Source organism: Streptomyces sp. NPDC006655 (genome assembly GCF_040703965.1).
In the GTDB taxonomy this organism is placed as follows: Bacteria; Actinomycetota; Actinomycetes; order Streptomycetales; family Streptomycetaceae; genus Streptomyces.
Map to the genome: position 1 here is coordinate 93,936 of NZ_JBEYJU010000007.1, position 23,067 is coordinate 117,002.

The window sequence follows — 23,067 nt, forward strand, 5'->3', positions numbered from 1 at the left end:
GGCATCGACACCTCCGGGGCCGGGATGATTGCCTGGCCCCATGAGCAGCAGCGTCGTCGTGACCACCTGGTCCCTGGAGCAGACCTCCCCCGCCGACCTCGTCCCGGCCCCCGCCCCGGAGGGGGACGGGCTGCGGATCGTCCGCGCCGAGGTCCCCTCCCCCGAGTTCAGCCGCTTCCTGTACGCCTCGGTCGGCGGTGACATCCGCTGGACCGACCGGCTGGGCTGGAGCCACGCCCGCTGGCGGGAGCACCTGGAGCAGCCGGGCGTGGAGACCTGGGTGGCGCACGACCGCGGCACCCCCGCGGGCTACGTCGAGCTGGAGCCGCAGGACGACGGAGTCGTGGAGATCGTCTACTTCGGCCTGATACCGGCCTTCCGGGGCCGCCGGATCGGCGGTCACCTGCTCTCGTACGGCGCCGCCCGCGCCTGGGACCTGGCGGAGCGGTGGGCGGCGCGGCCCCCGACGAAGCGGGTGTGGCTGCACACCTGCAGCCTGGACGGCGAGCACGCGATGGCGAACTACCAGCGCCGCGGCTTCACGCTCTTCGACACCAAGGTCGAGGAGGCGCCGGACGTCCCGGCGCCGGGACCGTGGCCGGGAGCGTATCCCGACACCCCCCGGTAAACGCGGCCGGAGCGTGACACACGCCACCCGTCTCACTATGCAGAATAGATTGGTCCGAATCGCGGACGATGGTGGACTGGCCAGAGATCCGCGTGACACGCTTCCGTCATGTCTGGAACTGGAATCGCCTTGGTGAGTCGGCGGCACGTCGACCTCGGCCGCATGTCCAGCGCCATCTGTCCGGCGGGCTGAGAACACAGCACCGCCGCCCCCTCCTGCCCAGACACCGGGGCCTGCGCAGCGCCGCGCAGGCCTCCCCGTGCGCCCGTACGCGCAGGTCAGAGCCGCTTCCCGCCGGTCCCGAAGGACGTTCAACCATGGCCGCCACCCCACAGAACCCTGCCGCCTCCGCGCCCCGCCGCAAGGTGAGCCGTCACCGCGGCGAGGGGCAGTGGGCTATGGGTCACCACACCCCGCTCAACGGCAACGAACAGTTCAAGAAGGACGACGACGGTCTCAATGTGCGGACACGCATTGAGACGATCTATTCCAAGCGCGGCTTCGACTCGATCGACCCCAACGACCTGCGCGGCCGGATGCGCTGGTGGGGCCTGTACACCCAGCGCAAGCCCGGGATCGACGGCGGCAAGACCGCGGTCCTGGAGCCGGAGGAGCTGGACGACAAGTACTTCATGCTGCGGGTGCGGATCGACGGCGGCCGGCTCACCACCCGCCAGCTGCGGGTGATCGGCGAGATCTCGCAGGAGTTCGCGCGGGGCAGCGCGGACATCACCGACCGGCAGAACATCCAGCTGCACTGGATCCGCATCGAGGACGTCCCGGAGATCTGGAACCGGCTGGAGGCGGTCGGCCTGTCCACCACCGAGGCGTGCGGCGACTGCCCGCGTGTGGTGATCGGCTCGCCGGTCGCCGGCATCGCCGAGGACGAGATCATCGACGGCAGCTGGGCCATCGACGAGATCCACGACCGGTACATCGGCAGCAAGGAGTTCTCCAACCTGCCGCGCAAGTTCAAGACGGCGATCTCCGGCTCCCCGCTCCTGGACGTCGTGCACGAGATCAACGACGTGGCGTTCGTCGGTGTCGAGCACCCCGAGCACGGCCCCGGCTTCGACCTGTGGGTGGGCGGCGGCCTGTCCACCAACCCGAAGATCGGCGTCCGGCTCGGCGCCTGGGTGCCGTTGGCGGAGGTCCCGGAGGTCTGGGCCGGCGTGGTCGGCATCTTCCGGGACTACGGCTACCGGCGGCTGCGCACCCGTGCCCGCCTGAAGTTCCTGGTGGCCGACTGGGGCCCGGAGAAGTTCCGCCAGGTGCTCCAGGACGAGTACCTCAAGCGCGCGCTCGTCGACGGCCCCGCGCCCGCCGAGCCCGTGTCCCGCTGGCGGGACCACGTCGGCGTGCACCGGCAGCGGGACGGCAAGTTCTACGTCGGGTTCGCGCCGCGCGTCGGCCGTGTGGACGGCGCCACCCTGGCGAAGATCGCGGACCTCGCCGAGGCGCACGGCTCGGGCCGGGTGCGCACCACCGTCGAGCAGAAGATGATCGTCCTCGACGTCACGGAGGACCAGGTCGAGTCGCTGGTCGAGGCGCTGGAGGCGCTGGACCTGACCGCCAGGCCGTCCCCGTTCCGGCGCGGCACCATGGCCTGCACCGGCATCGAGTACTGCAAGCTCGCCATCGTCGAGACCAAGCAGCGCGGCAGCGCCCTGATCGACGAGCTGGAGCGCCGGCTGCCGGACTTCGACGAGCCGCTCACCATCAACCTCAACGGCTGCCCGAACGCCTGTGCCCGTATCCAGGTGGCGGACATCGGTCTCAAGGGCCAGCTGGTCCTCGACGACCAGGGCAACCAGGTCGAGGGCTACCAGGTGCACCTCGGCGGCGCGCTGGGCCTGGAGGCCGGTTTCGGCCGCAAGGTCCGCGGTCTCAAGGTGACCGCCGAGGAACTGCCGGACTACGTCGAGCGGGTGCTCAAGCGCTTCCAGGCGGAGCGCGCGGACGGCGAGCGGTTCGCCACCTGGGCGTCCCGCGCCGGCGAGGAGGCCCTCTCATGAGCGAGCGGGCCGCCCCCTTCTACTGCCCCTACTGCGGCGACGAGGACCTGCGTCCCAGCGACGAGGGCCACGGCGCCTGGGAATGCGCGGCCTGCAACCGCGCATTCCAGCTGAAGTTCCTCGGGCTGCTCGCCCGGGGGCTGAAGCACTCCGAAGCTGGAGGGGAACACATATGACCACGGCTCAGGAAGACCGCACGACAGACGAGTTGAAGGCGCTGGCCGAGCAGGCCGGGCGCGATCTCGAAGACGCCTCCGCCCTGGAGATCCTCCAGTGGGCGGTGGACACCTTCGGCAAGCGCTTCTGCGTGACCTCCTCCATGGAGGACGCGGTGGTGGCCCACCTGGCGTCCCGCGTCCGCAGCGGCGTGGACGTCGTCTTCCTCGACACCGGCTACCACTTCCCGGAGACCATCGGCACCCGGGACGCGGTCGAGGCCGTGATGGACGTCAACGTCATCACCCTCACCCCGCGTCAGACGGTCGCCGAGCAGGACGCCGAGTACGGCCCGAAGCTGCACGACCGCGACCCCGACCTGTGCTGCAAGCTGCGCAAGGTCCAGCCGCTGGAACAGGGTCTGACGAAGTACGCGGCCTGGGCGACCGGGCTGCGCCGCGACGAGTCCCCGACCCGCGCGAACACGCCGGTCGTCGGCTGGGACGAGAAGCGGCAGAAGGTCAAGATCTCGCCGATCGCCCGCTGGACCCAGGACGACGTGGACGCGTACGTCGCCGAACACGGCGTGCTGACCAACCCGCTGCTGATGGACGGCTACGCCTCCGTCGGCTGCGCCCCCTGCACCCGCCGGGTGCTGGAGGGCGAGGACGCGCGCGCCGGCCGCTGGGCGGGCCGGGCCAAGACCGAGTGCGGACTGCACGGATGACCGCGCATGCCCTTGAGGCGAACACGGAGGAGTTGCACGTGACGACCGGAGCCACCGTCTGGCTCACGGGTCTGCCGAGTGCCGGCAAGACCACCATCGCGTACGAGCTGGCGAACCGGCTGCGCGCGGAGGGCCACCTCGTCGAGGTGCTCGACGGCGACGAGATCCGCGAGTTCATCTCGGCGGGCCTCGGCTTCACCCGCGAGGACCGGCACACCAACGTGCAGCGCATCGGCTTCGTCGCCGAACTCCTCGCCCGCAACGGCGTCAAGGCACTGGTGCCGGTGATCGCGCCCTACGCGGACAGCCGGGACGCGGTACGGAAGCGCCACGCGGCGAACGGCACCGCCTATGTCGAGGTGCATGTGGCGACCCCGGTCGAGGTGTGCTCCGTACGCGACGTGAAGGGGCTGTACGCCAAGCAGGCCGCCGGTGAACTCACCGGTCTCACCGGCGTCGACGACCCGTACGAGGAGCCCGAGACGCCCGATCTGCGGATCGAGTCGCAGCACCAGACCGTGCAGGAGTCCGCGGCGAGCGTGTACGCCCTGCTCAGCGAGAGGGGACTGGCATGACGGCGACCGTGGCGACCCACGGGGAGGGCACCGACACCCCGTACGCCCTGTCCCACCTGGACGCGCTGGAGTCCGAGGCGGTCCACATCTTCCGTGAGGTGGCGGGCGAGTTCGAGCGGCCGGTGATCCTGTTCTCGGGCGGCAAGGACTCCATCCTGATGCTGCACCTCGCCCTGAAGGCGTTCGCCCCGGCTCCGATCCCGTTCTCCCTGCTGCACGTGGACACAGGGCACAACTTCCCCGAGGTCCTGGAGTACCGGGACCGCACGGTGGCACGGCACGGGCTGCGGCTGCACGTGGCCTCCGTGCAGGACTACATCGACCGCGGGGTGCTGCGCGAACGCCCCGACGGCACCCGCAACCCGCTGCAGACGCTGCCGCTCACCGAGAAGATCCAGAGCGAGCGCTTCGACGCCGTCTTCGGCGGCGGCCGCCGCGACGAGGAGAAGGCCCGCGCCAAGGAGCGGGTGTTCTCGCTGCGGGACGAGTTCTCCCAGTGGGACCCGCGCCGCCAGCGCCCCGAGCTGTGGAACCTCTACAACGGCCGGCACGCGCCCGGCGAACACGTCCGCGTCTTCCCGCTGTCCAACTGGACCGAACTGGACGTCTGGCAGTACATCGCCCGCGAGGGCATCGAACTGCCGGAGATCTACTTCGCGCACGAGCGTGAGGTGTTCCAGCGGGCCGGGATGTGGCTGACGGCCGGCGACTGGGGCGGCCCGAAGGACGGCGAGAGCGTCGAGAAGCGCCAGGTCCGCTACCGGACCGTCGGCGACATGTCCTGCACCGGCGCCGTGGACTCCGACGCGACCACGCTGGACGCCGTGATCGCCGAGATCGCCGCGTCCCGGCTGACCGAGCGCGGCGCAACCCGCGCCGACGACAAGCTCTCCGAGGCCGCGATGGAAGACCGCAAGCGCGAGGGGTACTTCTAGAGATGAGCACGACCACCACGGAACTCGGTCTGGACGAGACCACGCTGCTGCGGTTCGCGACCGCCGGCTCGGTCGACGACGGCAAGTCCACCCTCGTCGGACGGCTGCTGCACGACTCCAAGTCGGTCCTCACCGACCAGCTGGAGGCCGTCGAGCGGGTCTCCGCCAGCCGCGGCCAGGACGCGCCGGACCTCGCGCTGCTCACCGACGGGCTGCGCGCCGAGCGCGAGCAGGGCATCACCATCGACGTGGCCTACCGGTACTTCGCCACCCCGAAGCGCCGGTTCATCCTCGCCGACACGCCCGGCCACGTGCAGTACACCCGCAACATGGTCACCGGCGCCTCCACCGCCGAGCTGACCGTGATCCTGGTCGACGCCCGCAACGGCGTGGTCGAGCAGACCCGCCGGCACGCCGCGATCGCCGCCCTGCTGCGCGTCCCGCACGTCGTGCTCGCCGTCAACAAGATGGACCTGGTCGGCTACCAGGAGCCGATCTTCGCGGGGATCGCCGAGGAGTTCACGGCGTACGCGACCGAACTGGGCGTCCCCGAGGTCACCGCGATCCCGATCTCGGCGCTCGTCGGCGACAACGTCGTGGAACCCTCCGCGAACATGGACTGGTACGGCGGCCCCACCGTCCTGGAGCACCTGGAGACCGTCCCGGTCAGCCACGACCTGGCGCACTGCCACGCCCGGCTGCCCGTGCAGTACGTGATCCGCCCGCAGAGCGCGGACCACCCCGACTACCGGGGCTACGCCGGCCAGATCGCGGCCGGCACGTTCCACGTCGGCGAAGCGGTCACGGTGCTGCCGTCGGGCCGTACGACGACGATCTCCGGCATCGACCTGCTCGGCCGGCCGGTCGACACGGCGTGGACGACCCAGTCGGTGACCCTGCTGCTCACCGACGACATCGACGTCTCGCGCGGCGACCTGATCGTGCCGACCAAGGACGCCCCGGCGACCACCCAGGACGTCGAGGCGACCGTCTGCCACGTCGCCGACGCGCCGCTGACCGTCGGCCACCGGGTGCTGCTCAAGCACGGCACGCGCACGGTCAAGGCGATCGTCAGGGACATCCCGTCCCGGCTCACCCTCGACGACCTGTCCCTGCACCCGCACCCGGGCCGGCTCGTCGCCAACGACATCGGCCGGGTGAAGATCCGTACCGCGGAGCCGCTGCCGGTCGACTCCTACGCCGACTCGCGCCGCACCGGCTCGTTCATCCTGATCGACCCCGCCGACGGCACCACGCTCACCGCGGGCATGGTCGGCGAGTCGTTCGCGTCCCCCGAGCCCGTCAAGGACGAGCCCGAAGACGACGGCTGGGACTTCTGACATGAAGAGAACCGACGTCTACTCGACGTTCGCGAAGGAGGGCGGCCGCGTCGGCAGCGGTGCCCTCGGCAGCGGGCAGGGCGGGGTGGCGCGATGTGCGTGCTGACGTACGCGCACTGCCTGCGCGCCCTGGCCCCCCACCCGACGTCCCGGATGCGACGAAGACCTGCCGACCTCCCGGCCACGACCTGAGAGACCGTGACCGCCGGGCCAACGAGAGGAAAGCCTCCCGTGCCTGCCAACCGCTCCACACTTCTTCGCCGCGGCGTGGCCGTGGCCGCCGCGCTCCCCTTGCTCACGCTCGCCGCCTGCGGCTACGGGTCGAAGTCCACGACCGACAACGCCAAGGAGAAGGTCTCCGCCGGATCCTCGAAGATCGACGGCCTCGACTCCGTCAAGATCGGCTACTTCGGCAACCTCACCCACGGGACCGCGCTCGTCGCCCGTCAGCAGGGGTACTTCCAGAAGCAGCTGGGCGCCACCAAGGCGGCGTACCAGATCTTCAACGCCGGCCCCTCGGAGATCGAGGCCCTGAACTCGGGCTCCATCGACATAGGCTGGATCGGCCCGTCCCCGTCGATCAACGGCTACACCAAGTCGAACGGCAAGAGCCTGAAGATCATCGGCGGTTCGGCCTCCGGCGGGGTCAAGCTCGTCGTGAACCCGTCGAAGATCAAGTCCCTGAAGGACGTCAAGGGCAAGAAGATCGCGACGCCGCAGCTGGGCAACACGCAGGACGTGGCGTTCCTCAACTGGATCGCGGACCAGGGCTGGAAGGTCGACGCGAACACCGGCAAGGGCGATGTCTCGGTGGTCCGCACCGACAACAAGATCACCCCGGACGCCTACAAGTCCGGTGCCATCGACGGCGCCTGGGTGCCGGAGCCGACCGCTTCCAAGCTGGTCGCCGAGGGCGGCAAGGTGCTGCTCGACGAGTCGAGCCTGTGGCCGGACAAGAAGTTCGTGATCACGAACATCATCGTGCGGCAGCAGTTCCTCAAGGACCACCCGAAGGCCGTCGAGGCGGTGCTGAAGGCCTCGGTCGAGGCCAACAAGTGGATCAACGCCAACCCCGACCAGGCCAAGGCGGTGGCGAACAAGCAGCTGGAGGCCGACTCCGGCAAGGCGCTCAAGGCGAACGTACTGGACCCGGCGTGGAAGTCCATCCAGTTCACCGACGACCCGCTGGCCGCCACCCTCAACACCGAGGCGGAGCACGCCGTCAAGGCCGGCCTGCTGCAGAAGCCCGACCTGAAGGGGATCTACGACCTGACGATCCTCAACAAGGTCCTCAAGTCCGAGGGCGAGGCCACCGTCTCCGACGCCGGTCTCGGCAGCAGCTGACGGACCCCGACGAGATCCCAGGAGGTGACGACCATGGCCACGACCCTCGCCGAGGCCGGCGAGACCGTCGAGTACGCGGCGCGGCTCGAACACGTCTCCAAGTCCTTTGCCGGACCGGGTGGGCAGCAGCTCGTCCTGGACGACATCAGCCTCGATGTCGCGCCGGGCGAGTTCGTCACCCTCCTGGGGGCCTCGGGCTGCGGCAAGTCCACGCTGCTGAACCTGGTGGCCGGTCTGGACGCGCCGAGCACCGGAGCCATCGCGACGGACGGCCGCCCGGCCCTGATGTTCCAGGAGCACGCCCTCTTCCCTTGGCTGACCGCGGGCAAGAACATCGAACTCGCCCTCAGGCTGCGCGGCGTCCCGAAGAACGAGCGGCGCGGCAAGGCCGAGGAACTGCTCGAACTCGTCCGGCTGAAGGGCGCGTACGGCAAGCGCGTGCACGAGCTGTCGGGCGGTATGCGGCAGCGGGTGGCGCTGGCGCGGGCACTCGGCCAGGAGAGCAACCTGCTGTTGATGGACGAGCCGTTCGCGGCCCTCGACGCCATCACGCGGGACGTGCTGCACGACGAACTGACCCGGATCTGGGCGGAGACCGGGGTGTCCGTCCTGTTCGTCACGCACAACGTGCGCGAGGCGGTACGGCTGGCCCAGCGGGTCGTCCTGCTGTCGTCCCGGCCGGGCCGGATCGCGCGTGAGTGGACGGTCGGCATCCCGCAGCCGCGTCGCATCGAGGACGCCCCCGTGGCCGAACTGTCGCTTGAGATCACCGACGTACTGCGGGGGGAGATCCGTCGTCATGGCCAGCACTGAGACCACGCCGACCCAGGATGCCGGGAGTGTCGAGGCGGGCCTCGACGCGCTGGAGACCTCGGTCGTCGGGCGGCCGCCCTTCAGCCAGACCCTCCGGAACAAGATCCTGCCACCGGTCATCGCCGTCGCGGTGGTGCTGGTCGCCTGGACCCTGCTGTACCCGGTCGTCGACGACCCGTCGAAGCTGCCCTCCCCCGCCGACGTCTGGAGCGCGGTCGAGGACCAGTGGGTCAAGGGGACCCTGCTCAGCTACATCTGGGGCAGCGTCTCCCGCGGTCTGCTGGGCTTCCTGCTCGCGCTGGTGATCGGCACGCCGCTGGGCCTGGTGGTGGCGCGGGTGAAGTTCGTCCGCGCGGCCTTCGGCCCGATCCTGTCCGGCCTCCAGTCGCTGCCCTCGGTCGCCTGGGTGGCGCCGGCGGTCATCTGGCTGGGGCTGAACAACTCGGTGATGTTCACGGTGATCCTGCTGGGCGCCGTGCCCTCCATCGCCAACGGTCTGGTGTCGGGAGTCGACCAGGTGCCCCCGCTGTTCCTGCGGGCGGGCCGCACCCTGGGCGCCACGGGCCTGCGCGGCACCTGGCACATCGTGATGCCGGCCGCGCTGCCCGGCTACGTGGCCGGTCTGAAGCAGGGCTGGGCGTTCTCCTGGCGTTCGCTGATGGCCGCCGAGATCATCGCCCAGTCGCCGGACATGGGCATGGGCCTCGGTCAGCTCCTTGAGGTGGGCCGTACCAACAGCGACATGGCGACGGTCTTCCTGGCCATCCTGCTCATCCTGTTCGTCGGCATCGCCATCGACCTGCTGATCTTCAGCCCGCTGGAGCGCTGGGTGCTGCGCAGCCGCGGTCTGCTGGTGAAGAGCTGAGGTACGTCCATGCACAGGAAGCCGGTTCGCCCCGTCCTCGTGGTGATCGCCCACGGCAGCCGTGATCCGCGGCACGCGGCGACCGTGCACGCCCTGGTGGAGCGGGTGCGGTCGCTGCGGCCCGGGCTGCGCGTGGAGACCGGCTTCCTGGACTTCAACATCCCGTCCGTGCACGGAGTACTGGAGTCACTGGCGGCGGAGGGCGTCCGGGACGTCGTCGCTCTCCCCCTCCTGCTCACCCGCGCGTTCCACGCGAAGGCCGACATCCCGGCCGTGTTGCGGGACGCGCCGCCGCAGCTGCGGATCCGGCAGGCGGACGTGCTGGGCCCGTCCCCGCTGCTCCTTTCGGCCCTGGAACGGCGGCTGTACGAGGCGGGGCTGAGCCCCGCCGACAAGTCCTCGACCGGGGTCGTCCTGGCCTCGGCGGGGTCCAGCGACCCGGAGGCGATCGCGGTGATCGCGGACATCGCGCGGGAGTGGCGGGGCACCGGCTGGTGCGCCGTGCGGCCCGCGTTCGCCTCTGCCTGCCTCCCCCGCACCGAGGAAGCGGTACGCGAACTCCGGGAGCTGGGTTGCGCCCGGGTCGCCGTGGCCCCGTACGTCCTCGCGCCCGGCTTCCTGCCCGACCGGATCGCCCGGGGCGCGGCCGAGGCGGACCTTCTGGCCGAGGTGCTGGGTCCGGCGCCGGAGGTGGCGCGCGTGCTCCTCCAGCGGTACGACGCGGCCCGCCTGCCGGCGCTGGCGGCCGTGGGAGCCTGACGCCGCGGGAGCCTGACGGGTCGGTGTTCGCGGTCCGGCGCTCCCCTGTCCGTCGGACCGCGAACAACCGGCCCACGGCGGACCGCCCTTGCGGGCGCTCGCCGCCGTGGCCGGCTCTTCTTACTGCGTCGTGCGGGGCGAACGTGTCACACCTGGGGCATTACCGGTTCAGTTCCCAACGACTTGTCCCTGCGGGGCTGTTGACCCGGTCGTCGCGGTCACCGTGGCCGCGGGGCCGACACCGGCCGCGGTGACGGCGGCGACGGTCACGGTGTAGCGGGTGCCGGGCAGCAGGCCGCCGATCACCCGGAACATGCCCTTGGCGGACGCCTGGGTGACCAGGACGTCCCGCCCGGTGACCTCGACGGGGTCGCGGCCGTCGGAGACGGTGACCCGGTAGCCGGTCACCCTGGCGTCGCCGGTGTCGGTGGGCGGCGTCCAGGCGAGGGTGGCCGCAGTGGCCGCCGTGCGCAGTTTCGGGCCGGTCGGCGCGGCCGGGAGGGTGTGCGCGGCGGTCGGGGCCAGCGGTGCCGAGGCGAGTGAGGGGGCGCTCTCGCCGTGGGCGTTGCGGGCGGTGACCGTCACGGTGACGGGGGTCGCGGGGACGCCGAGGCGGATCAGGGCGGTCCGCTTGAACTCGGCCGCGGAGACGCTTGCTTCGCCGACCTGACGGCCAGCCGTGTCGTAGGCCCTGGCGGTGTAGCCCGTCACCGGTGAACCCCCGTCCGCGAAGGTGGGGTTGAAGGTGACCCAGAGCGCGTCGGCACCGGCGGTGCCGGTCCCGACCCGGGAGGGCGCCTCGGGAACGGAGACGGCGCCGATCCGGCGGTCGAGCAGGTGCCGGTAGGCGGGTTCGAGTCCGGCGGCGTCCAGGACGGCCGCCGGCACGTCCGAGAGCCCTGCCATGATCTGGTTGCCGGTGGTGACCAGGCCCTTGTTGTCGCCGTCGGCCGTGCCCTCCTCCCACCAGTTGTCCTTGACCAGGGTCGGGTCGTTGTTGCCGAGGCCGTCGCGGTAGTCGGTGTGCCGGGAGGCGACGTTGGCGTAGGAGGCGTGGTAGAGGACGTTGCCCTCGACGGTCTCGTAGGTGCAGCCGTTGTCGGTGTAGACGCTCTTGCCCAGACCCCACTGGTCGTGGATGACGTTGCCGGTGACCTTCTCGCCGTCGGCCAGGGAGGTGCCGGTCAGACCCTGGGTGTAGACGCCGCCGCCGTCGTCGAGCATCTGCATGTAGTCGTGAATCAGGTTGTTCCGAACGGTGTTGTCGTGGCTGGGGTTGGGCGTGGCCGGGTCGCCGATCTTGTCGGGCCAGCCGCCCCAGCCCAGGGAGACGGCCGAGTAGCCGACGTGGTCGATCTGGTTGTGGGCGATGGTGTCGTGCTGCGTGTAGCCGTTGAGGATCGCCACTGCGCCGTGGTACTCGCGGGGCAGCCCGTAGAGGTGGTTGTCGGTCACCTGGACACCGGAGGCGGGCGTCTGCCCGTCGACCCCGCCGATCTCGACGCCGTTGCCGGAGATGTCGGTGAAGATGCTCCCGCTGACCGTGGAGTCCGCCGTGCCCGCCCCCAGTTCGAGGCCGGACGCGCCGAGGTGGGCGAAGACGTCGTCGGCGAAGCCGATGCGCTGCCCGTAGGCGAACGACACGTTGCCCGGCATCTTCGTCCAGGACGCGAAGGGGCAGGTGCCGCCCTCGACGTACTGGCACAGCCCCTGGGTGGCCCAGCCCCGGTCCCCGGTGACGGTGTAGCCGGCCTGGATCTCGGAGAAGCCCTCCGGGCCGCTCGGCGTCAGCCAGGTCGCGTAGCCGAACTCGATGTCCCGGAAGACGATGTCGTGCACGGGTGCGTCCGCCGTGCCCCGTCCCTCGACCAGCTTCTCGGCGGCCGCCGCCTCGACGTCGGCGCGGGACAGGCGCTCGCCCTTGCGGGGCAGGTAGTAGACCCGGTGCGCGCTCTTGTCGAGGTACCACTCACCGGGCTGGTCGAGCAGTTCGTAGGCGTTCTCGACGTACGACGGCTTGCCGCCGTCGGTGAGTTTCCCGGGGCCGACCATGCTGACGGTGCGGCCGGGGATGTCGGGGAACTCCACGCGTTTGTTGGAGTTGTCCCAGCAGGGCTGGGTCATGGTGATCGTGGTTCCCTCGGCGGCGGCGACCCGGCAGCGCGGCTCGGTCCACTGCCCGAGTCCGTTGCGCTCCACGTTCCACAGCGCCTCGCCGCTGGTGTACACGAACTCCGCGTCGGCGGGGTGCTTCCAGTGGGCGATCGTGTCGGAGGACGCGGTGTAACCGGTGGCGGTCTGGGTGAGGGTGACGGGGACGGCTCCGCGGGCCCGTTGGGCGCGCACCCCGTCGACGTACAACTGCCGGGTGTCCAAGAGCCCTCGGGGAGCCGGCGCGGACCACAGCCCGGCGCGGCCCGGCACCCGCCGCCAGCCGGTCACCCGGCGGCCGCCGCTGATCAGGGTGGCGTCGCCGGTGCCCTGCCAGATCACCCGGTGGCCGTTGCCGCCGGAGTCACGGGCGTCCAGGACCAGGGGCCCGGTGCGGCGGTAGGTGCCCGGGGCGAGGTGGACGGTGAGGTCGGCGCGGAGTCCGGCGGCCCTGGCCCGGACCAGGTCACGGGCGCGGTCGAGGGTGCGGACGGGGCTTCGTGCGGTCCCGGCGGCGTGGTCGTCGCCGGTGGGTGAGACGTAGACGTCGGAGGAGACCTTGGCCGTGGCCCCGGTTTCGGCCCGGCCCGCGGCGGCCGAGGCGGCGAGGCCCGGGGTGCCGAGGGCGAGCGCGGATGCGACGAGGGTGACGAGGGCGGCTCTTCGGTGCGTGGGCATGTACCCCTCCCGTGGGATCAGCCTGGAACCAACCCCGGGGAAGGTAGGAGCATTTGGATGCCTCGGTCAATGAATGTGACGGGATTCCTCGCGACAGCCCGGACAAGTCCCGTGATTCATCGGATCAGTGGTGTCGCGGCACCGCATGTCAGCCGGTCAGCTCGACCAGCTTGAGGACGGTGTTCCAGTTCCTGGTGGTGGCGATCAGCCCCTTGTTGACCCGGGACCGGGACAGCGCCTCCGCCAGCTTGGAGCGGCCGATCCCGTCCGGGGCGTACAGGTACAGCGCCCGGTCCCCGAGGCGGAACTCCTCAGGGAGGTGGACGGCCGGGTCGATGCCCGCGTAGCGCTCCGCGGCGACCGGCCCGGAGAAGTAGGTGACGTGCAGCTGCTTCGCCTCCAGCGCGGCGGCCGGGAAGGGGCAGGCCTCGGCGACCGCCTTCAGGTAGGCGTGGTCACGGACCAGCACGTCGACGGAGAAGCCGAACCGCTCCTCGATCGCCCCGGTCAGCTCCGCCGCCAGGAAGTCCGCGTCCCCGCGGTCGGAGGCGAAGACCGCCTGCCCGCTCTGCAGATAGGTCCCGACGCGGTCGTGGCCGAGCCCGGTCATCAGCCCGCGCAGTTCGGCCATCGGGAGCTTCTTCTTGCCGCCCACGTTGATACCGCGCAGCAGCGCCGCATAGGTCGTCATTCGAACACTTTAGAACGGCCGTCGTGCCCGGTGGGGGTGGGCACGACGGCCGTGCCGGGCAACCCGGACTGCCGCTGACTCTGGCCGATCGCACCGGCCCGGAACCCTACTTCGCGTTCTACGGGCCGGGCTGGTCCGTCGCGACGCCAACCCGGCATAGCGAGAAGCCCCCGGCTTCAGCCGGGGGAGGAGTCACGAAGCAGATGGGCGTGGGCCTGGGCCTGGCGGCGGCTGTCCTCATCGACGCGACGGTCATCCGTGGCGTGCTGCTCCCGGCGGTGATGGCACTGCTCGGTGAGCGCAACTGGTACCTCCCGAACTGGCTGCGGTGGCTGCCGGGCCTGTCCCACGACGAGTCGCCGGAGCCGGTGGCGCCCCCGGCGACGCGCGGCGAGCAGGACCGACTGCCGGTCTGAGCACCTCTGGGCGCAGGGCCCGTCGGCCACCGGTGAGCCGACGGGCCCGACATGTCGACCACGGCTGAGGATCGGCTGAGCCAGCCACGGTCACCGGCATGCGTCCTGTCGGAGCAGCCATCTGTGGGCCGCGGCCAGAACCTCGTCCTGGTTGCGCACCCCTGGGCGCGGATCCTCGACGATCTCTTCATCCGGCTGGACCGCCGCGTCGTAGGTACGACCCGTGCGGTCCGCGTCCTTGGCCTCCGTCAAGAACAGCATCGCTCCGTCGGACAGGCGGTAGGACTTGTTCCCCGTGGGAACGCCGTAGGTCTGCTCACCGAAGGACCGGGTGTCCGGACGCCCTTTGAAGGCCACCACCACCGCTTCCCCCGCACTGGCGGTCCGCCGGCCGGTCAGAACAGCGACCGGTGGCAGGCTCCTGGTCAAGGGTCGGCCAGCGCCCCAGCCGGCCGGATCCCGGCCCTCGTACGGAGCACCGTTTCTGATGGACCAGACGGACTTCATGCCGTCGGCACCCACGAACATGCCGACTCTGCCATCGCCCAGGACGGGCCCGACGACGGCCAGCATCGGCCACATGTTGCCGCCCGTATCCGAACGCAGATCCACCACCCAGCCGCAGGGCTCCGCCCGGTCCGCCTTCGTCACGTCATCTCGGCCCTGCCGCACGTACTCGTCGTACGTCTTGTGAGATCCCTGCACTCCGGGGAGAGAGATGTAGCCGATGCCGTTCTCCAGTGAGCGGCCCTGCGGGCCTTCGAGGTTGCCCGCAGGGGACCCCAGGTTCTCCTTCGCCTGCTCCGGCTCCCAGAAGGTGCTATGGCTATCCCCCAGAGACCGCAACGCCGCGCCGATCGCCCCGTAGGTGTCCGCCGGTGTCCGCGCAGCATGCGCCTGCTCGTATGCCCTGCTCCGCACGTCCTTCCAGTCGACTTGGCGCCGGCGAAGGGAATGCTCTTCCATGATGCTCAGCGCCTTCGACAAGTACGTCCGTGCCGCGGGCGCCATGCCGTCACCGGGTGACTCCTGCGAACGACTTGTGCACCCCGTCGCGGCGGCGGCGACCGCGACCAGCCCCGCACAGGCCGCCATACGCCGTGAACCTCCCCGTCCCATCCGGCCCCCGTCCTCGGCTCCGGAAGCGACCTTAACGCTGACAAGGCACCATGCACGCGGTCCGGCCTCCGTGGATGCGAGACTGGCCGCCGGACGACGGGCGCGCGCGGGCGCGCGGGCAGCGGGCACGGGAGGCGGACGGTGGACGAGGCAAGGGCGCGGGACGTGCTGGCCGCTGCGGACGTTCTGCCCGGTGCGGCGGCCGGTGCCTCGCTCCTGGCCCTGGGCGAGAACGCGGTGTTCGGCGCCGGGGACCTGGTGGTGAAGGTCGGCCGGGACGCCGAGCTGCTGGACCGGGCCCGGCGCGAGCTGGAGATCGCCGGCTGGCTGGCGGAGGCCGGGGTGCCGGCCGTACGGGCCGCCGAGCCGAAGGCACGGCTCTTCGAGGGCCACCCGGTGACGGTGTGGCACCGGCTGCCGGATCCGGTACGGCCGGCCGAACCGCGCGATCTTGCCGAACTGCTGCGGACCGTGCACGCACTGCCCTCGCCTCCTTTCGGGCTGCCGCCCCGCGAGCTGCTGGGCGGAGTGGAGCGCTGGCTGCGGCTCGCCGGCGACGCGATCGACCCCGCCGACGCGGCGTACCTCCGGGAGCGCCGGGACGGTTTCGCGGCGGCCGCGGCCGCGCTGACGCCGCGTCTGACGCCGGGCCCGATCCACGGGGACGCGCTGCCGCGCAATGTGCACGTCGGGCCGGACGGCCCGGTCCTGGTCGACCTGGAGACCTTCTCCTCGGACCTGCGCGAGCACGACCTCGTGGTGATGGTGCTGTCGCGGGACCGGTACGGTCTGCCGACCGCGGCCTACGACTCCTTCACCGAGACCTACGGCTGGGACGTGCGGGAGTGGGAGGGGTGCTCGGTGCTCCGCGGAGCCCGGGAGACGGCCAGCTGCGCGTGGGTCGCCCAGCACGCCCCGACCAACCCGAAAGCGCTGGCAGAGTTCGAACGCCGGGTGGCGTCGCTACGGGAGGGCGACGAGTCGGTGCGCTGGTACCCCTTTTGAGGAGCGCCTTTTGAGGAGCGCCCCGAAGGGGCGCGGGGAACTGCGCGCCCAGCCCCCACCGGCCCGCGGCCGACGAACCACGTAACCGGCCCGTCACTCACACGACGTCGGCCAGCTCCCGCAGGGGCCACGCCCCGTCCACCACCGCGTCCGCGTCCCCCTTGCGGCGCAGGAACTGCTGGAAATCCGCCGCCCACTGCGCGTACCAGTCCACCTGACGCCGGTGCAGCTCCACCGGCCCCAGCGCCGCGATCTTCGGGTGGCGCTCGGCTATCGCACCGGCCAGGCGCGCCGCGGCGAGCGCGTCGGCGCAGGCGTTGTGCGCGGCGGTGAGGGTGATGCCGTACTCGGCGCAGACCGCTTCCAGGTTGCGCTTGCCGCGGCGGTAGCGGTCCACCCAGCGGTCGATGGTGTAGGGGTCGACGACCGGTGCGGGGTCGAGGCCGCCGAGGCGGTCGCTGAGGGACGGCAGTCCGTGCCGGCGCAGTTCCGCCGAGAGCAGGGTGAGGTCGAAGGTCGCGTTGTAGGCGACGACCGGGACGCCCGTCTTCCAGTAGCCGGTGAGGACGTTCGCGAGGGCGTCGGCGACCTGGTCGGCCGGTCTGCCCTCGGCCGTCGCGCGTTCGTTGCTGATGCCGTGCACCGCCACCGCGTCCGCCGGGATCTCCACGCCCGGATCCGCCAGCCATTCCCGGCGGCCCAGTTCCTGCCCGGCCCGGACCTCGATCACGGCCCCCGTGACGATCCGCGCCTCGCGTGGATCGGTACCCGTCGTCTCCAGGTCGAAGCCGATCAGGAGCTCCTGGTGCCAGCCCATCGGCGGCCCCCCTTCTTGGTGGTGCTTTCCCCCAGTGGTCTCCACCCTCGCATGCGCCACTGACAATCAGAGGACCGCGTTCCGCTTACCGGCGCGGATCTCCCTCGCACCGCCGTCAGGACACCGGACGCGAATCCGCCCAAGCCATCTCGAACTCCTCGCGGTACGTGGGGAAGAGACCCGTTTCCACCGGGTCGTCCGACTTGACCACCTTGTTACCGTTGCGCAGTACCAGCACCGGCGACTCCATCCCGCGGGCGCCGCGCAGGTAGGACTGGATGATCGCGATGCCGTCGGCGCCGTCGCCGTCCACCAGGTAGGCGGAGAACCGGGGCGTGTCGTCGTACACCTGGATCTCGAAGGCGCCGGGGTCGCGCAGCCGGGAGCGGACCCGGCGCATGTGGAGGATGTTCATCTCGACCGAGCGGGCCAGTTCGCCCCGCTTCATCCCCAGTTCTCGCTCGCGGCGCTTGACGGCGCTGGAGGCCGGGTTGAGGAAGAGCAGGCGGATCCGGCAGCCGGTCTCCGCGAGGCGGACCAGGCGGCGGCCGGAGAAGTTCTGCACGAGCAGGTTGAGGCCGATGCCGGTGGCGTCCAGCCGGCGGGCCGCGCCGAAGAGGTCCTCGGCCGGGAACTGGCGCATCAGGCGCACCCGGTCGGGATGGACCGCGACGACGTCGGCGTACCGGTCGCCGACGAGGTCCTCGACCGCGTCCACCGGCAGCCGGCGCGCGGAGGGCACGTCGCCGCCGGCGCCGAGCATCTCCAGGAGCCGGGCGGAGGCGCGTTCGGCCTGGTCGAGGACGGCACCCGACAGGGCGCGGTTGCGGGAGACGACGTTCCGCGTCACTTCCAGCTCGTCGAGGGCGAGTTCGACGTCCCGGCGCTCGTCGAAGTAGGGCTCGAAGCAGGGCCAGTGCTGCACCATCAGCTCGCGCAGCTGCGGCAGGGTGAGGAAGCTGAGCACGTTGTCGTCGGCGGGGTCGAGCAGGTAGCCCTTGCGGCGGCTGACCTCGCGGACCGCGACCGCCCGCTGGACCCACTCCTGGCCGGCCGGACCGGCCGCGGCGACCACCCACTCGTCGCCGTGGACGGGTTCGTAGACGGGCCGCAGCACGGCGGCCACGACGGCGCGCATCCGCTGTTCGACGAGGTTCAGCCAGACGTAGGCCCGGCCCGCCCGCTGGGCGCGCGTACGCACCTCGAGCCAGGCGTCGGCGTCCCACTCCAGCTCCGGGCCGATGGAACCCGTGGCGTCCATCGGCCGGGCCAGGGACACCGCGCCGGGCGGGACGTCTGTGGAGTTCCCCTCGTGACCCTCGTCACCAGGGGGCAGCTCCAGGCCTCCCGAGCCCACCCGTGCACCGCCTTCCGCTCCCCCGAGCTCTCCCCATGCCAACGATCAAGGAAGGGTACTCCGGGAGTGGTCGGCGGTGCAGCCGGATGGACAGGTCGTTTCTCAACTACCGTTTCCGGGCTGACCGTTCTGATCGGCGAGGGCGGCCGGCGTGAGCGGATTCATAGCGGTGACGTCCCGCGGGGCGATGGCGAAGCCCTGCCAGTGGACCGGCATCGGCTGCTGGTCCTCGTCGCGCGCGATGTGGTGGAAACCGACGTTCACCCAGACCACGGGGTTGGTGAGGGTCTGCCCGTCGACCCACTGGTCGACGTTCTTGGGGTGGCCGTTCGCGCAGCCCGGGTTGTTGCTGGCGAACTGCTCGCACGCGTCGTACTGGGTGAAGTAGACGTCGTGCTTGGTGAAACCGTGACCCGGGTACTTGTTGGTGGCGCCCTGGACGATCTCGTACGAACGGGCGTGGCCGTCCTTGTTCTTGCCGGCCGTGCTGACCACGCGCCACCAGCGCATGTTCTTGGAGTCGCCGGCGAGTTCCTTGGTGACGCTGGTGCGGGTGGTCCGGTTGGTCGGCGCCTCCTGTCCGCGCGCCGGTGCGCTGACCACCGAGTCGTACTGTTCGACACGGCTCTTGGAGGAGCCGTCGAGGTCGAAGTCCAGCTTCCAGAACACGTTGTGGCTGTGGCTGGTGGCGTAGGCGTGGGCGCCCTTGCCGATCGGCCAGCCGCGGCCGTCACCGGCGTCGTAGTCGCCCGGCGAGAGGCTGCCGGTGGCACCGACGTTCATGTTGATCGTGCCGTCGTCCTGGAAGCGCCACTCGGTCATGTACTCGTACCAGCCGACCTTGTTGACGCTGTAGACCAGCAGGTCCTTGCCCTGCTGCTGGTACACCCGGTTGCCGGTGTCGGCCTGCATCCGGTACGCGTGGCCCCGGGAACGGGTGGTGGTGCACAGTCCGTCGACGTTCGGGTGCGCCGGGTCCCACGCGTCGGGCACCTTGACGGTCCTGATGGTGCCGCCGGGGCACTCGGCCGGATCCAGCGGCATCAGGCCCTGGGCGAAGCCGAAGCCGGTCAGGTCGTCGTACTCGACGCTGCCGTCGTCGTAGGGGACGTCGATCTGGGCGAGTCGCGCGCTGGAGAGGACCTTGATGGGGGCGGCCTCGCCCTTGGGCTGGTAGGAGATGTGCTCCAGGACCAGGCCGGCCTTGCTGTCGTAGCGCCAGCACATCCGCCAGGTGGTGCCGGTGGAGAGCTTCTGCTCGATGCGGTAGGCGGCGGAGCAGTCGGCGGCGGCCGCCGCGGCCGCCCTGGGCTGGGCGACGGCCGGTCCGGCCGCCGTGGTGGCGCCGGCCGCCAGCGCGGCGGCGGACAGGCCCACGGCGGCCGTCCTGCGGGCACGGCGGATTCTGTTCGGGTGCATGACGAGGTGACTCCTGGTACGGGAGATGCCGAGTGGAGGGTGAACGGGGAGCCGGGCTCAGCGGCCGAGCTTCACGACCTTGCGCGCGCTCAGGTCGACGATGAACGACCTGGCGTCGATCCACGGCCCGTTCTTCACCTTCGGGAAGAGCCGCACGCAGCGGTGTGCGCCGCACGTGTCGAGCGCGGCCGGCTGGGCGCCGGGGACGGCGCGGTAGACCGCGCTGTTGAGCAGCAGCTGCCGCTCGGGGTCGGTCAGCTGCTGACCGGTGGCGTCCTTGAAGTCCGCCTTCAGGCCGGCGCCGAGCGGGTCGGCGATCAGCAGCCTGAGGGCTTCGACGTTCTCGTCGTGGCTGAGCGGCGGCTGGACGCCCCGCCGGGTGGTGGTCCGCTCGACCTTGCCGCTGGCGAGGTCGACGGTCCGGGTGACGAGGCTGTCGTCGCGGTAGTCGTAGAACGTGACGTCCGCGCGGCGCGGTGCGTTCGCGCTGTCCAGTTCGTCCGCGTCCGGCTCGGCGAGGTCGACGCTGAGCCGCTGCGGGCCGCGGCGGCCCTCGACGTTCTCGCCGGCGTCGACCATCTGCCGGCTCAGGGCGAGCTGTTCGACGCGCCGGGTCTCGTCGTCGGTCAGCGGGTCACTGCCCGTGCCCTTCGCGCCCTCGGCGGGCGCCTGTTCCACCACGCCGCCCTTGACGGCGTCCTGCCCCTGGCCCGCCTGCCGCGCGGCGACCGCCCCGGTCCCGTCACGCCCCTGCGGTTCGTCCGCCCCCGCCGTCCCCGGCAGGGTGATCCCGACCATCACGGCGGTCCCCGCCACCGCCAGTCCCGCACCGGCCACCACCTTGCCCAGATGGCGGTGCACTATTTTGCGCACATCTTCCCCCTACTCCCCCTTGGTCATCGGGAGTACGTGTCTGCCCCACTGGTTCGGCACACTTCGCCCCACGGGGCGCTGTGTGCACTGGTCGCGGGGTAAGAGGGGCGTAAGACAGGAGGGGTTCCATTACTTTCGGGCAGACTCATGACCAAGGCGCCCTCGGGCGTAACGCACACCTGGAAGAGTCGACTTCATGCAGGTCTGGCCTGGAGAGGCATATCCGCTCGGCGCGACGTACGACGGCGCCGGGACCAACTTCGCGGTGTTCACCGAGACCGCGGACCGAGTGGAGCTGTGTCTGCTGCACGACGACGGCTCCGAGACGGCCGTGGAGCTGCGCGAGAGCGACGCCTTCGTACGGCACGCGTACCTGCCGGGCGTGATGCCCGGCCAGCGCTACGGCTTCAGGGTGCACGGCCCGTACGACCCCGGGCGCGGGCTGCGCTGCAACTCGGCGAAGCTGCTGCTCGACCCGTACGCGAAGGCGGTCAGCGGGTCGGTGCGCTGGGGCGAGGAGGTGTACGGCTACCACTTCGACGATCCCGACAAGCGCAACGACCTGGACTCCGCGCCGCACACCATGACGTCGGTGGTGATCAACCCGTACTTCGACTGGGGCGACGACCGCCGGCCACGCACCGAGTACCACCACACGGTGATCTACGAGGCCCACGTGAAGGGCCTGACCATGCGCCACCCGGGCCTGCCCGAGGAACTGCGCGGCACCTACGCGGGTCTCGCGCACCCGGCGCTGATCGAGCACCTGGTGGAGCTGGGGGTGACCGCGCTGGAGCTGATGCCGGTCCACCAGTTCGTGAACGACCACCGGCTGGTCGACATGGGCCTGAACAACTACTGGGGCTACAACACCATCGGCTTCTTCGCCCCGCACAACGCGTACGCCTCCTGGGGCGACCGCGGCCAGCAGGTGCTGGAGTTCAAGTCGGCGGTCCGGGCGCTGCACGAGGCCGGGATCGAGGTGATCCTGGACGTGGTCTACAACCACACCGCCGAGGGCAACCACCTGGGTCCGACGCTGTCCTTCAAGGGTCTGGACAACCCGTCGTACTACCGGCTGACCGACGATCCGCGCTACTACATGGACACCACCGGCACCGGGAACTCGCTGCTGATGCGGTCCCCGCACGTGCTCCAGATGATCATGGACTCGCTGCGGTACTGGGTGACCGAGATGCACGTCGACGGCTTCCGCTTCGACCTCGCGGCGACCCTCGCACGGCAGTTCCACGAGGTGGACCGACTGTCGTCGTTCTTCGACCTCGTGCAGCAGGACCCGGTGGTCTCCCAGGTGAAGCTGATCGCCGAGCCCTGGGACGTGGGCGAGGGCGGCTACCAGGTGGGCAACTTCCCGCCGCTGTGGACCGAGTGGAACGGCAAGTACCGCGACACCGTGCGCGACCTGTGGCGCGGCGAGCCGCGCGCGCTCGCGGAGTTCGCGTCCCGGCTGACCGGCTCCTCCGACCTCTACCAGGACGACGGCCGCCGACCGCTGGCCTCCATCAACTTCGTGACCTGCCACGACGGCTTCACCCTGCACGACCTGGTGGCGTACAACGAGAAGCACAACGAGGCCAACGGCGAGGACAACCGGGACGGCGAGAGCCACAACCGCTCGTGGAACTGCGGGGTCGAGGGGCACACCGACGACCCCGGCGTCCTGGAACTGCGCGCGCGGCAGATGCGCAACTTCATCGCCACGCTGATGCTGTCCCAGGGCGTGCCGATGATCGGTCACGGCGACGAGTTCGCGCGTACCCAGCAGGGCAACAACAACGCGTACTGCCAGGACAACGAGCTGTCCTGGGTGGACTGGCCGGCTCCCGAGGACGACACCGGGCTGCTGGCCTTCACGCGCGCCATGGCGCGGCTGCGCAAGGAGCACCCGGTCTTCCGGCGCCGCCGCTTCTTCCACGGCCGGCCGGTGGAGGGCACCCACGACGAGCTCTCCGACATCGCCTGGTTCACCCCCGAGGGCCATGAGATGACCCAGCAGGACTGGGACTCGGCGCAGGCCTCGGCCCTGACGGTGTTCCTCAACGGCAACGCGATCTCGGAACCGGGGGCGCGCGGGGAGCGGATCGCCGACGACTCGTTCCTGCTGATGTTCAACGCGTCCCCGGAGCCGCTGGAGTTCGTGGTGCCGGTGAACCACGGACGGCAGTGGGAGGTGGTGGTCGACACGGCGTCGGCCGAGGGGGTGCCGCCGGGGCGGGAGGTGGACGCGGGGGCGAAGCTGACGCTGGTGGAGCGGAGCCTGACCGTCCTGAAGAGGCCGGCGTAGGCATGTGCGCCACGCAGGCACGACCGGACCCCACCGAACCGCACCGTGACACGAATCCCGACGAGACGGGTACATACGT

At 70.9% G+C, this 23,067-nt stretch carries 21 protein-coding genes and 1 pseudogene; 15 read left to right on the forward strand and 7 right to left on the reverse strand.

Annotated elements, in window-relative coordinates; genetic code table 11:
- Positions 1-40: 40 nt before the first annotated feature.
- The 12 genes from AB0958_RS06140 to AB0958_RS06195 all read left to right on the forward strand — a co-directional run bounded on the left by AB0958_RS06140 (position 41) and on the right by AB0958_RS06195 (position 10,157).
- Positions 41-628 carry a GNAT family N-acetyltransferase gene (locus AB0958_RS06140; RefSeq protein ID WP_366889103.1) on the forward strand — a complete coding sequence of 196 codons (588 nt, stop codon included), beginning with the start codon at positions 41-43 and terminating at the stop codon, positions 626-628.
- A gap of 108 nt (positions 629-736) precedes the next feature.
- Positions 737-820, forward strand: coding sequence for a putative leader peptide (locus AB0958_RS06145; protein WP_309500612.1), 84 nt, complete (start codon positions 737-739; stop codon positions 818-820).
- Positions 821-945: 125 nt separating this feature from the next.
- Complete coding sequence (locus AB0958_RS06150; RefSeq protein ID WP_366889104.1) at positions 946-2,643, forward strand: nitrite/sulfite reductase; 1,698 nt, start codon at positions 946-948, stop codon at positions 2,641-2,643.
- The gene (locus tag AB0958_RS06155) at positions 2,640-2,819 is read left to right on the forward strand and encodes a hypothetical protein (RefSeq protein ID WP_132890059.1); all 180 of its coding nucleotides are present in this window, start codon (positions 2,640-2,642) and stop codon (positions 2,817-2,819) included. Before AB0958_RS06150 ends, AB0958_RS06155 begins: the two co-directional genes overlap by 4 nt.
- Entirely contained in the window at positions 2,816-3,526 is a 711-nt protein-coding gene (locus tag AB0958_RS06160) for a phosphoadenylyl-sulfate reductase (RefSeq protein WP_366889105.1), read from the forward strand. The genes AB0958_RS06155 and AB0958_RS06160 overlap by 4 nt, the downstream gene beginning before the upstream one ends.
- A 38-nt stretch (positions 3,527-3,564) precedes the next feature.
- The gene (cysC, locus tag AB0958_RS06165; RefSeq protein ID WP_366889106.1) at positions 3,565-4,101 is read left to right on the forward strand and encodes an adenylyl-sulfate kinase; all 537 of its coding nucleotides are present in this window, start codon (positions 3,565-3,567) and stop codon (positions 4,099-4,101) included.
- On the forward strand, positions 4,098-5,036 hold the full coding sequence (cysD, locus tag AB0958_RS06170) for a sulfate adenylyltransferase subunit CysD (RefSeq protein ID WP_366889107.1): 939 nt from the start codon (positions 4,098-4,100) through the stop codon (positions 5,034-5,036). Before cysC ends, cysD begins: the two co-directional genes overlap by 4 nt.
- Before the next feature lie 2 nt (positions 5,037-5,038).
- The gene (locus AB0958_RS06175; RefSeq protein ID WP_366889108.1) at positions 5,039-6,376 is read left to right on the forward strand and encodes a GTP-binding protein; all 1,338 of its coding nucleotides are present in this window, start codon (positions 5,039-5,041) and stop codon (positions 6,374-6,376) included.
- Between the two features lie 231 nt (positions 6,377-6,607).
- Positions 6,608-7,720 carry an aliphatic sulfonate ABC transporter substrate-binding protein gene (locus AB0958_RS06180; RefSeq protein ID WP_366889109.1) on the forward strand — a complete coding sequence of 371 codons (1,113 nt, stop codon included), beginning with the start codon at positions 6,608-6,610 and terminating at the stop codon, positions 7,718-7,720.
- A 33-nt stretch (positions 7,721-7,753) separates the two neighbouring features.
- Complete coding sequence (locus tag AB0958_RS06185; protein ID WP_366889111.1) at positions 7,754-8,533, forward strand: ABC transporter ATP-binding protein; 780 nt, start codon at positions 7,754-7,756, stop codon at positions 8,531-8,533.
- On the forward strand, positions 8,520-9,398 hold the full coding sequence (locus tag AB0958_RS06190; RefSeq protein WP_358976233.1) for an ABC transporter permease: 879 nt from the start codon (positions 8,520-8,522) through the stop codon (positions 9,396-9,398). The genes AB0958_RS06185 and AB0958_RS06190 overlap by 14 nt, the downstream gene beginning before the upstream one ends.
- A 9-nt stretch (positions 9,399-9,407) precedes the next feature.
- Complete coding sequence (locus tag AB0958_RS06195) at positions 9,408-10,157, forward strand: sirohydrochlorin chelatase (protein ID WP_366889112.1); 750 nt, start codon at positions 9,408-9,410, stop codon at positions 10,155-10,157.
- Between the two features lie 168 nt (positions 10,158-10,325).
- Here the strand turns inward: AB0958_RS06195 and AB0958_RS06200 are convergent, their stop codons facing one another.
- On the reverse strand, positions 10,326-12,986 hold the full coding sequence (locus tag AB0958_RS06200) for a fibronectin type III domain-containing protein (protein WP_366889113.1): 2,661 nt from the start codon (positions 12,984-12,986) through the stop codon (positions 10,326-10,328).
- Between the two features lie 148 nt (positions 12,987-13,134).
- A complete protein-coding gene (locus tag AB0958_RS06205; protein WP_366889114.1) occupies positions 13,135-13,677 on the reverse strand; it encodes a DUF1697 domain-containing protein in 543 nt (180 codons plus the stop codon).
- A 197-nt stretch (positions 13,678-13,874) separates the two neighbouring features.
- Between AB0958_RS06205 and AB0958_RS06210 the strand changes: the two are divergent.
- Positions 13,875-14,093, forward strand: a pseudogene (locus AB0958_RS06210) (hypothetical protein); the annotation flags it as partial.
- Positions 14,094-14,183: 90 nt separating this feature from the next.
- On the opposite strand, the gene AB0958_RS06215 reads toward AB0958_RS06210, so the two are convergent.
- On the reverse strand, positions 14,184-15,104 hold the full coding sequence (locus AB0958_RS06215) for a S41 family peptidase (RefSeq protein WP_358976216.1): 921 nt from the start codon (positions 15,102-15,104) through the stop codon (positions 14,184-14,186).
- A gap of 249 nt (positions 15,105-15,353) precedes the next feature.
- On the opposite strand from AB0958_RS06215, the gene AB0958_RS06220 reads away from it, so the two are divergent.
- The gene (locus AB0958_RS06220) at positions 15,354-16,217 is read left to right on the forward strand and encodes an aminoglycoside phosphotransferase family protein (RefSeq protein ID WP_366889115.1); all 864 of its coding nucleotides are present in this window, start codon (positions 15,354-15,356) and stop codon (positions 16,215-16,217) included.
- A gap of 97 nt (positions 16,218-16,314) precedes the next feature.
- Here AB0958_RS06220 and AB0958_RS06225 read toward each other — a convergent pair whose 3' ends face one another.
- The 4 genes from AB0958_RS06225 to AB0958_RS06240 form a co-directional block, all read right to left on the reverse strand.
- A complete protein-coding gene (locus tag AB0958_RS06225) occupies positions 16,315-17,034 on the reverse strand; it encodes a 3'-5' exonuclease (RefSeq protein WP_366889116.1) in 720 nt (239 codons plus the stop codon).
- Between the two features lie 115 nt (positions 17,035-17,149).
- Positions 17,150-18,391 carry an SAV2148 family HEPN domain-containing protein gene (locus AB0958_RS06230; protein ID WP_366889117.1) on the reverse strand — a complete coding sequence of 414 codons (1,242 nt, stop codon included), beginning with the start codon at positions 18,389-18,391 and terminating at the stop codon, positions 17,150-17,152.
- 102 nt (positions 18,392-18,493) lie between these two features.
- Positions 18,494-19,810 carry a copper amine oxidase gene (locus tag AB0958_RS06235; protein WP_366889118.1) on the reverse strand — a complete coding sequence of 439 codons (1,317 nt, stop codon included), beginning with the start codon at positions 19,808-19,810 and terminating at the stop codon, positions 18,494-18,496.
- 57 nt (positions 19,811-19,867) lie between these two features.
- The gene (locus AB0958_RS06240) at positions 19,868-20,683 is read right to left on the reverse strand and encodes a Tat pathway signal sequence domain protein (protein WP_366889119.1); all 816 of its coding nucleotides are present in this window, start codon (positions 20,681-20,683) and stop codon (positions 19,868-19,870) included.
- A gap of 196 nt (positions 20,684-20,879) precedes the next feature.
- On the opposite strand from AB0958_RS06240, the gene glgX reads away from it, so the two are divergent.
- Positions 20,880-22,988, forward strand: coding sequence for a glycogen debranching protein GlgX (glgX, locus tag AB0958_RS06245; protein ID WP_358976200.1), 2,109 nt, complete (start codon positions 20,880-20,882; stop codon positions 22,986-22,988).
- Positions 22,989-23,067 lie beyond the last annotated feature (79 nt).

Bases quoted from the DNA above. Each gene is read 5' to 3' on its own strand.
- AB0958_RS06205 (WP_366889114.1), bottom strand. From the start codon at position 13,677: ATGACGACCTATGCGGCGCTGCTGCGCGGTATCAACGTGGGCGGCAAG.
- AB0958_RS06235 (WP_366889118.1), bottom strand. From the start codon at position 19,810: ATGCACCCGAACAGAATCCGCCGTGCCCGCAGGACGGCCGCCGTGGGC.
- glgX (WP_358976200.1), top strand. From the start codon at position 20,880: ATGCAGGTCTGGCCTGGAGAGGCATATCCGCTCGGCGCGACGTACGAC.
- AB0958_RS06190 (WP_358976233.1), top strand. From the start codon at position 8,520: ATGGCCAGCACTGAGACCACGCCGACCCAGGATGCCGGGAGTGTCGAG.
- cysD (WP_366889107.1), top strand. From the start codon at position 4,098: ATGACGGCGACCGTGGCGACCCACGGGGAGGGCACCGACACCCCGTAC.
- AB0958_RS06215 (WP_358976216.1), bottom strand. From the start codon at position 15,104: ATGGCGCCCGCGGCACGGACGTACTTGTCGAAGGCGCTGAGCATCATG.
- AB0958_RS06175 (WP_366889108.1), top strand. From the start codon at position 5,039: ATGAGCACGACCACCACGGAACTCGGTCTGGACGAGACCACGCTGCTG.
- AB0958_RS06185 (WP_366889111.1), top strand. From the start codon at position 7,754: ATGGCCACGACCCTCGCCGAGGCCGGCGAGACCGTCGAGTACGCGGCG.
- AB0958_RS06155 (WP_132890059.1), top strand. From the start codon at position 2,640: ATGAGCGAGCGGGCCGCCCCCTTCTACTGCCCCTACTGCGGCGACGAG.
- AB0958_RS06140 (WP_366889103.1), top strand. From the start codon at position 41: ATGAGCAGCAGCGTCGTCGTGACCACCTGGTCCCTGGAGCAGACCTCC.
- AB0958_RS06160 (WP_366889105.1), top strand. From the start codon at position 2,816: ATGACCACGGCTCAGGAAGACCGCACGACAGACGAGTTGAAGGCGCTG.
- AB0958_RS06150 (WP_366889104.1), top strand. From the start codon at position 946: ATGGCCGCCACCCCACAGAACCCTGCCGCCTCCGCGCCCCGCCGCAAG.
- AB0958_RS06200 (WP_366889113.1), bottom strand. From the start codon at position 12,986: ATGCCCACGCACCGAAGAGCCGCCCTCGTCACCCTCGTCGCATCCGCG.
- AB0958_RS06195 (WP_366889112.1), top strand. From the start codon at position 9,408: ATGCACAGGAAGCCGGTTCGCCCCGTCCTCGTGGTGATCGCCCACGGC.
- AB0958_RS06225 (WP_366889116.1), bottom strand. From the start codon at position 17,034: ATGGGCTGGCACCAGGAGCTCCTGATCGGCTTCGACCTGGAGACGACG.
- AB0958_RS06145 (WP_309500612.1), top strand. From the start codon at position 737: ATGTCTGGAACTGGAATCGCCTTGGTGAGTCGGCGGCACGTCGACCTC.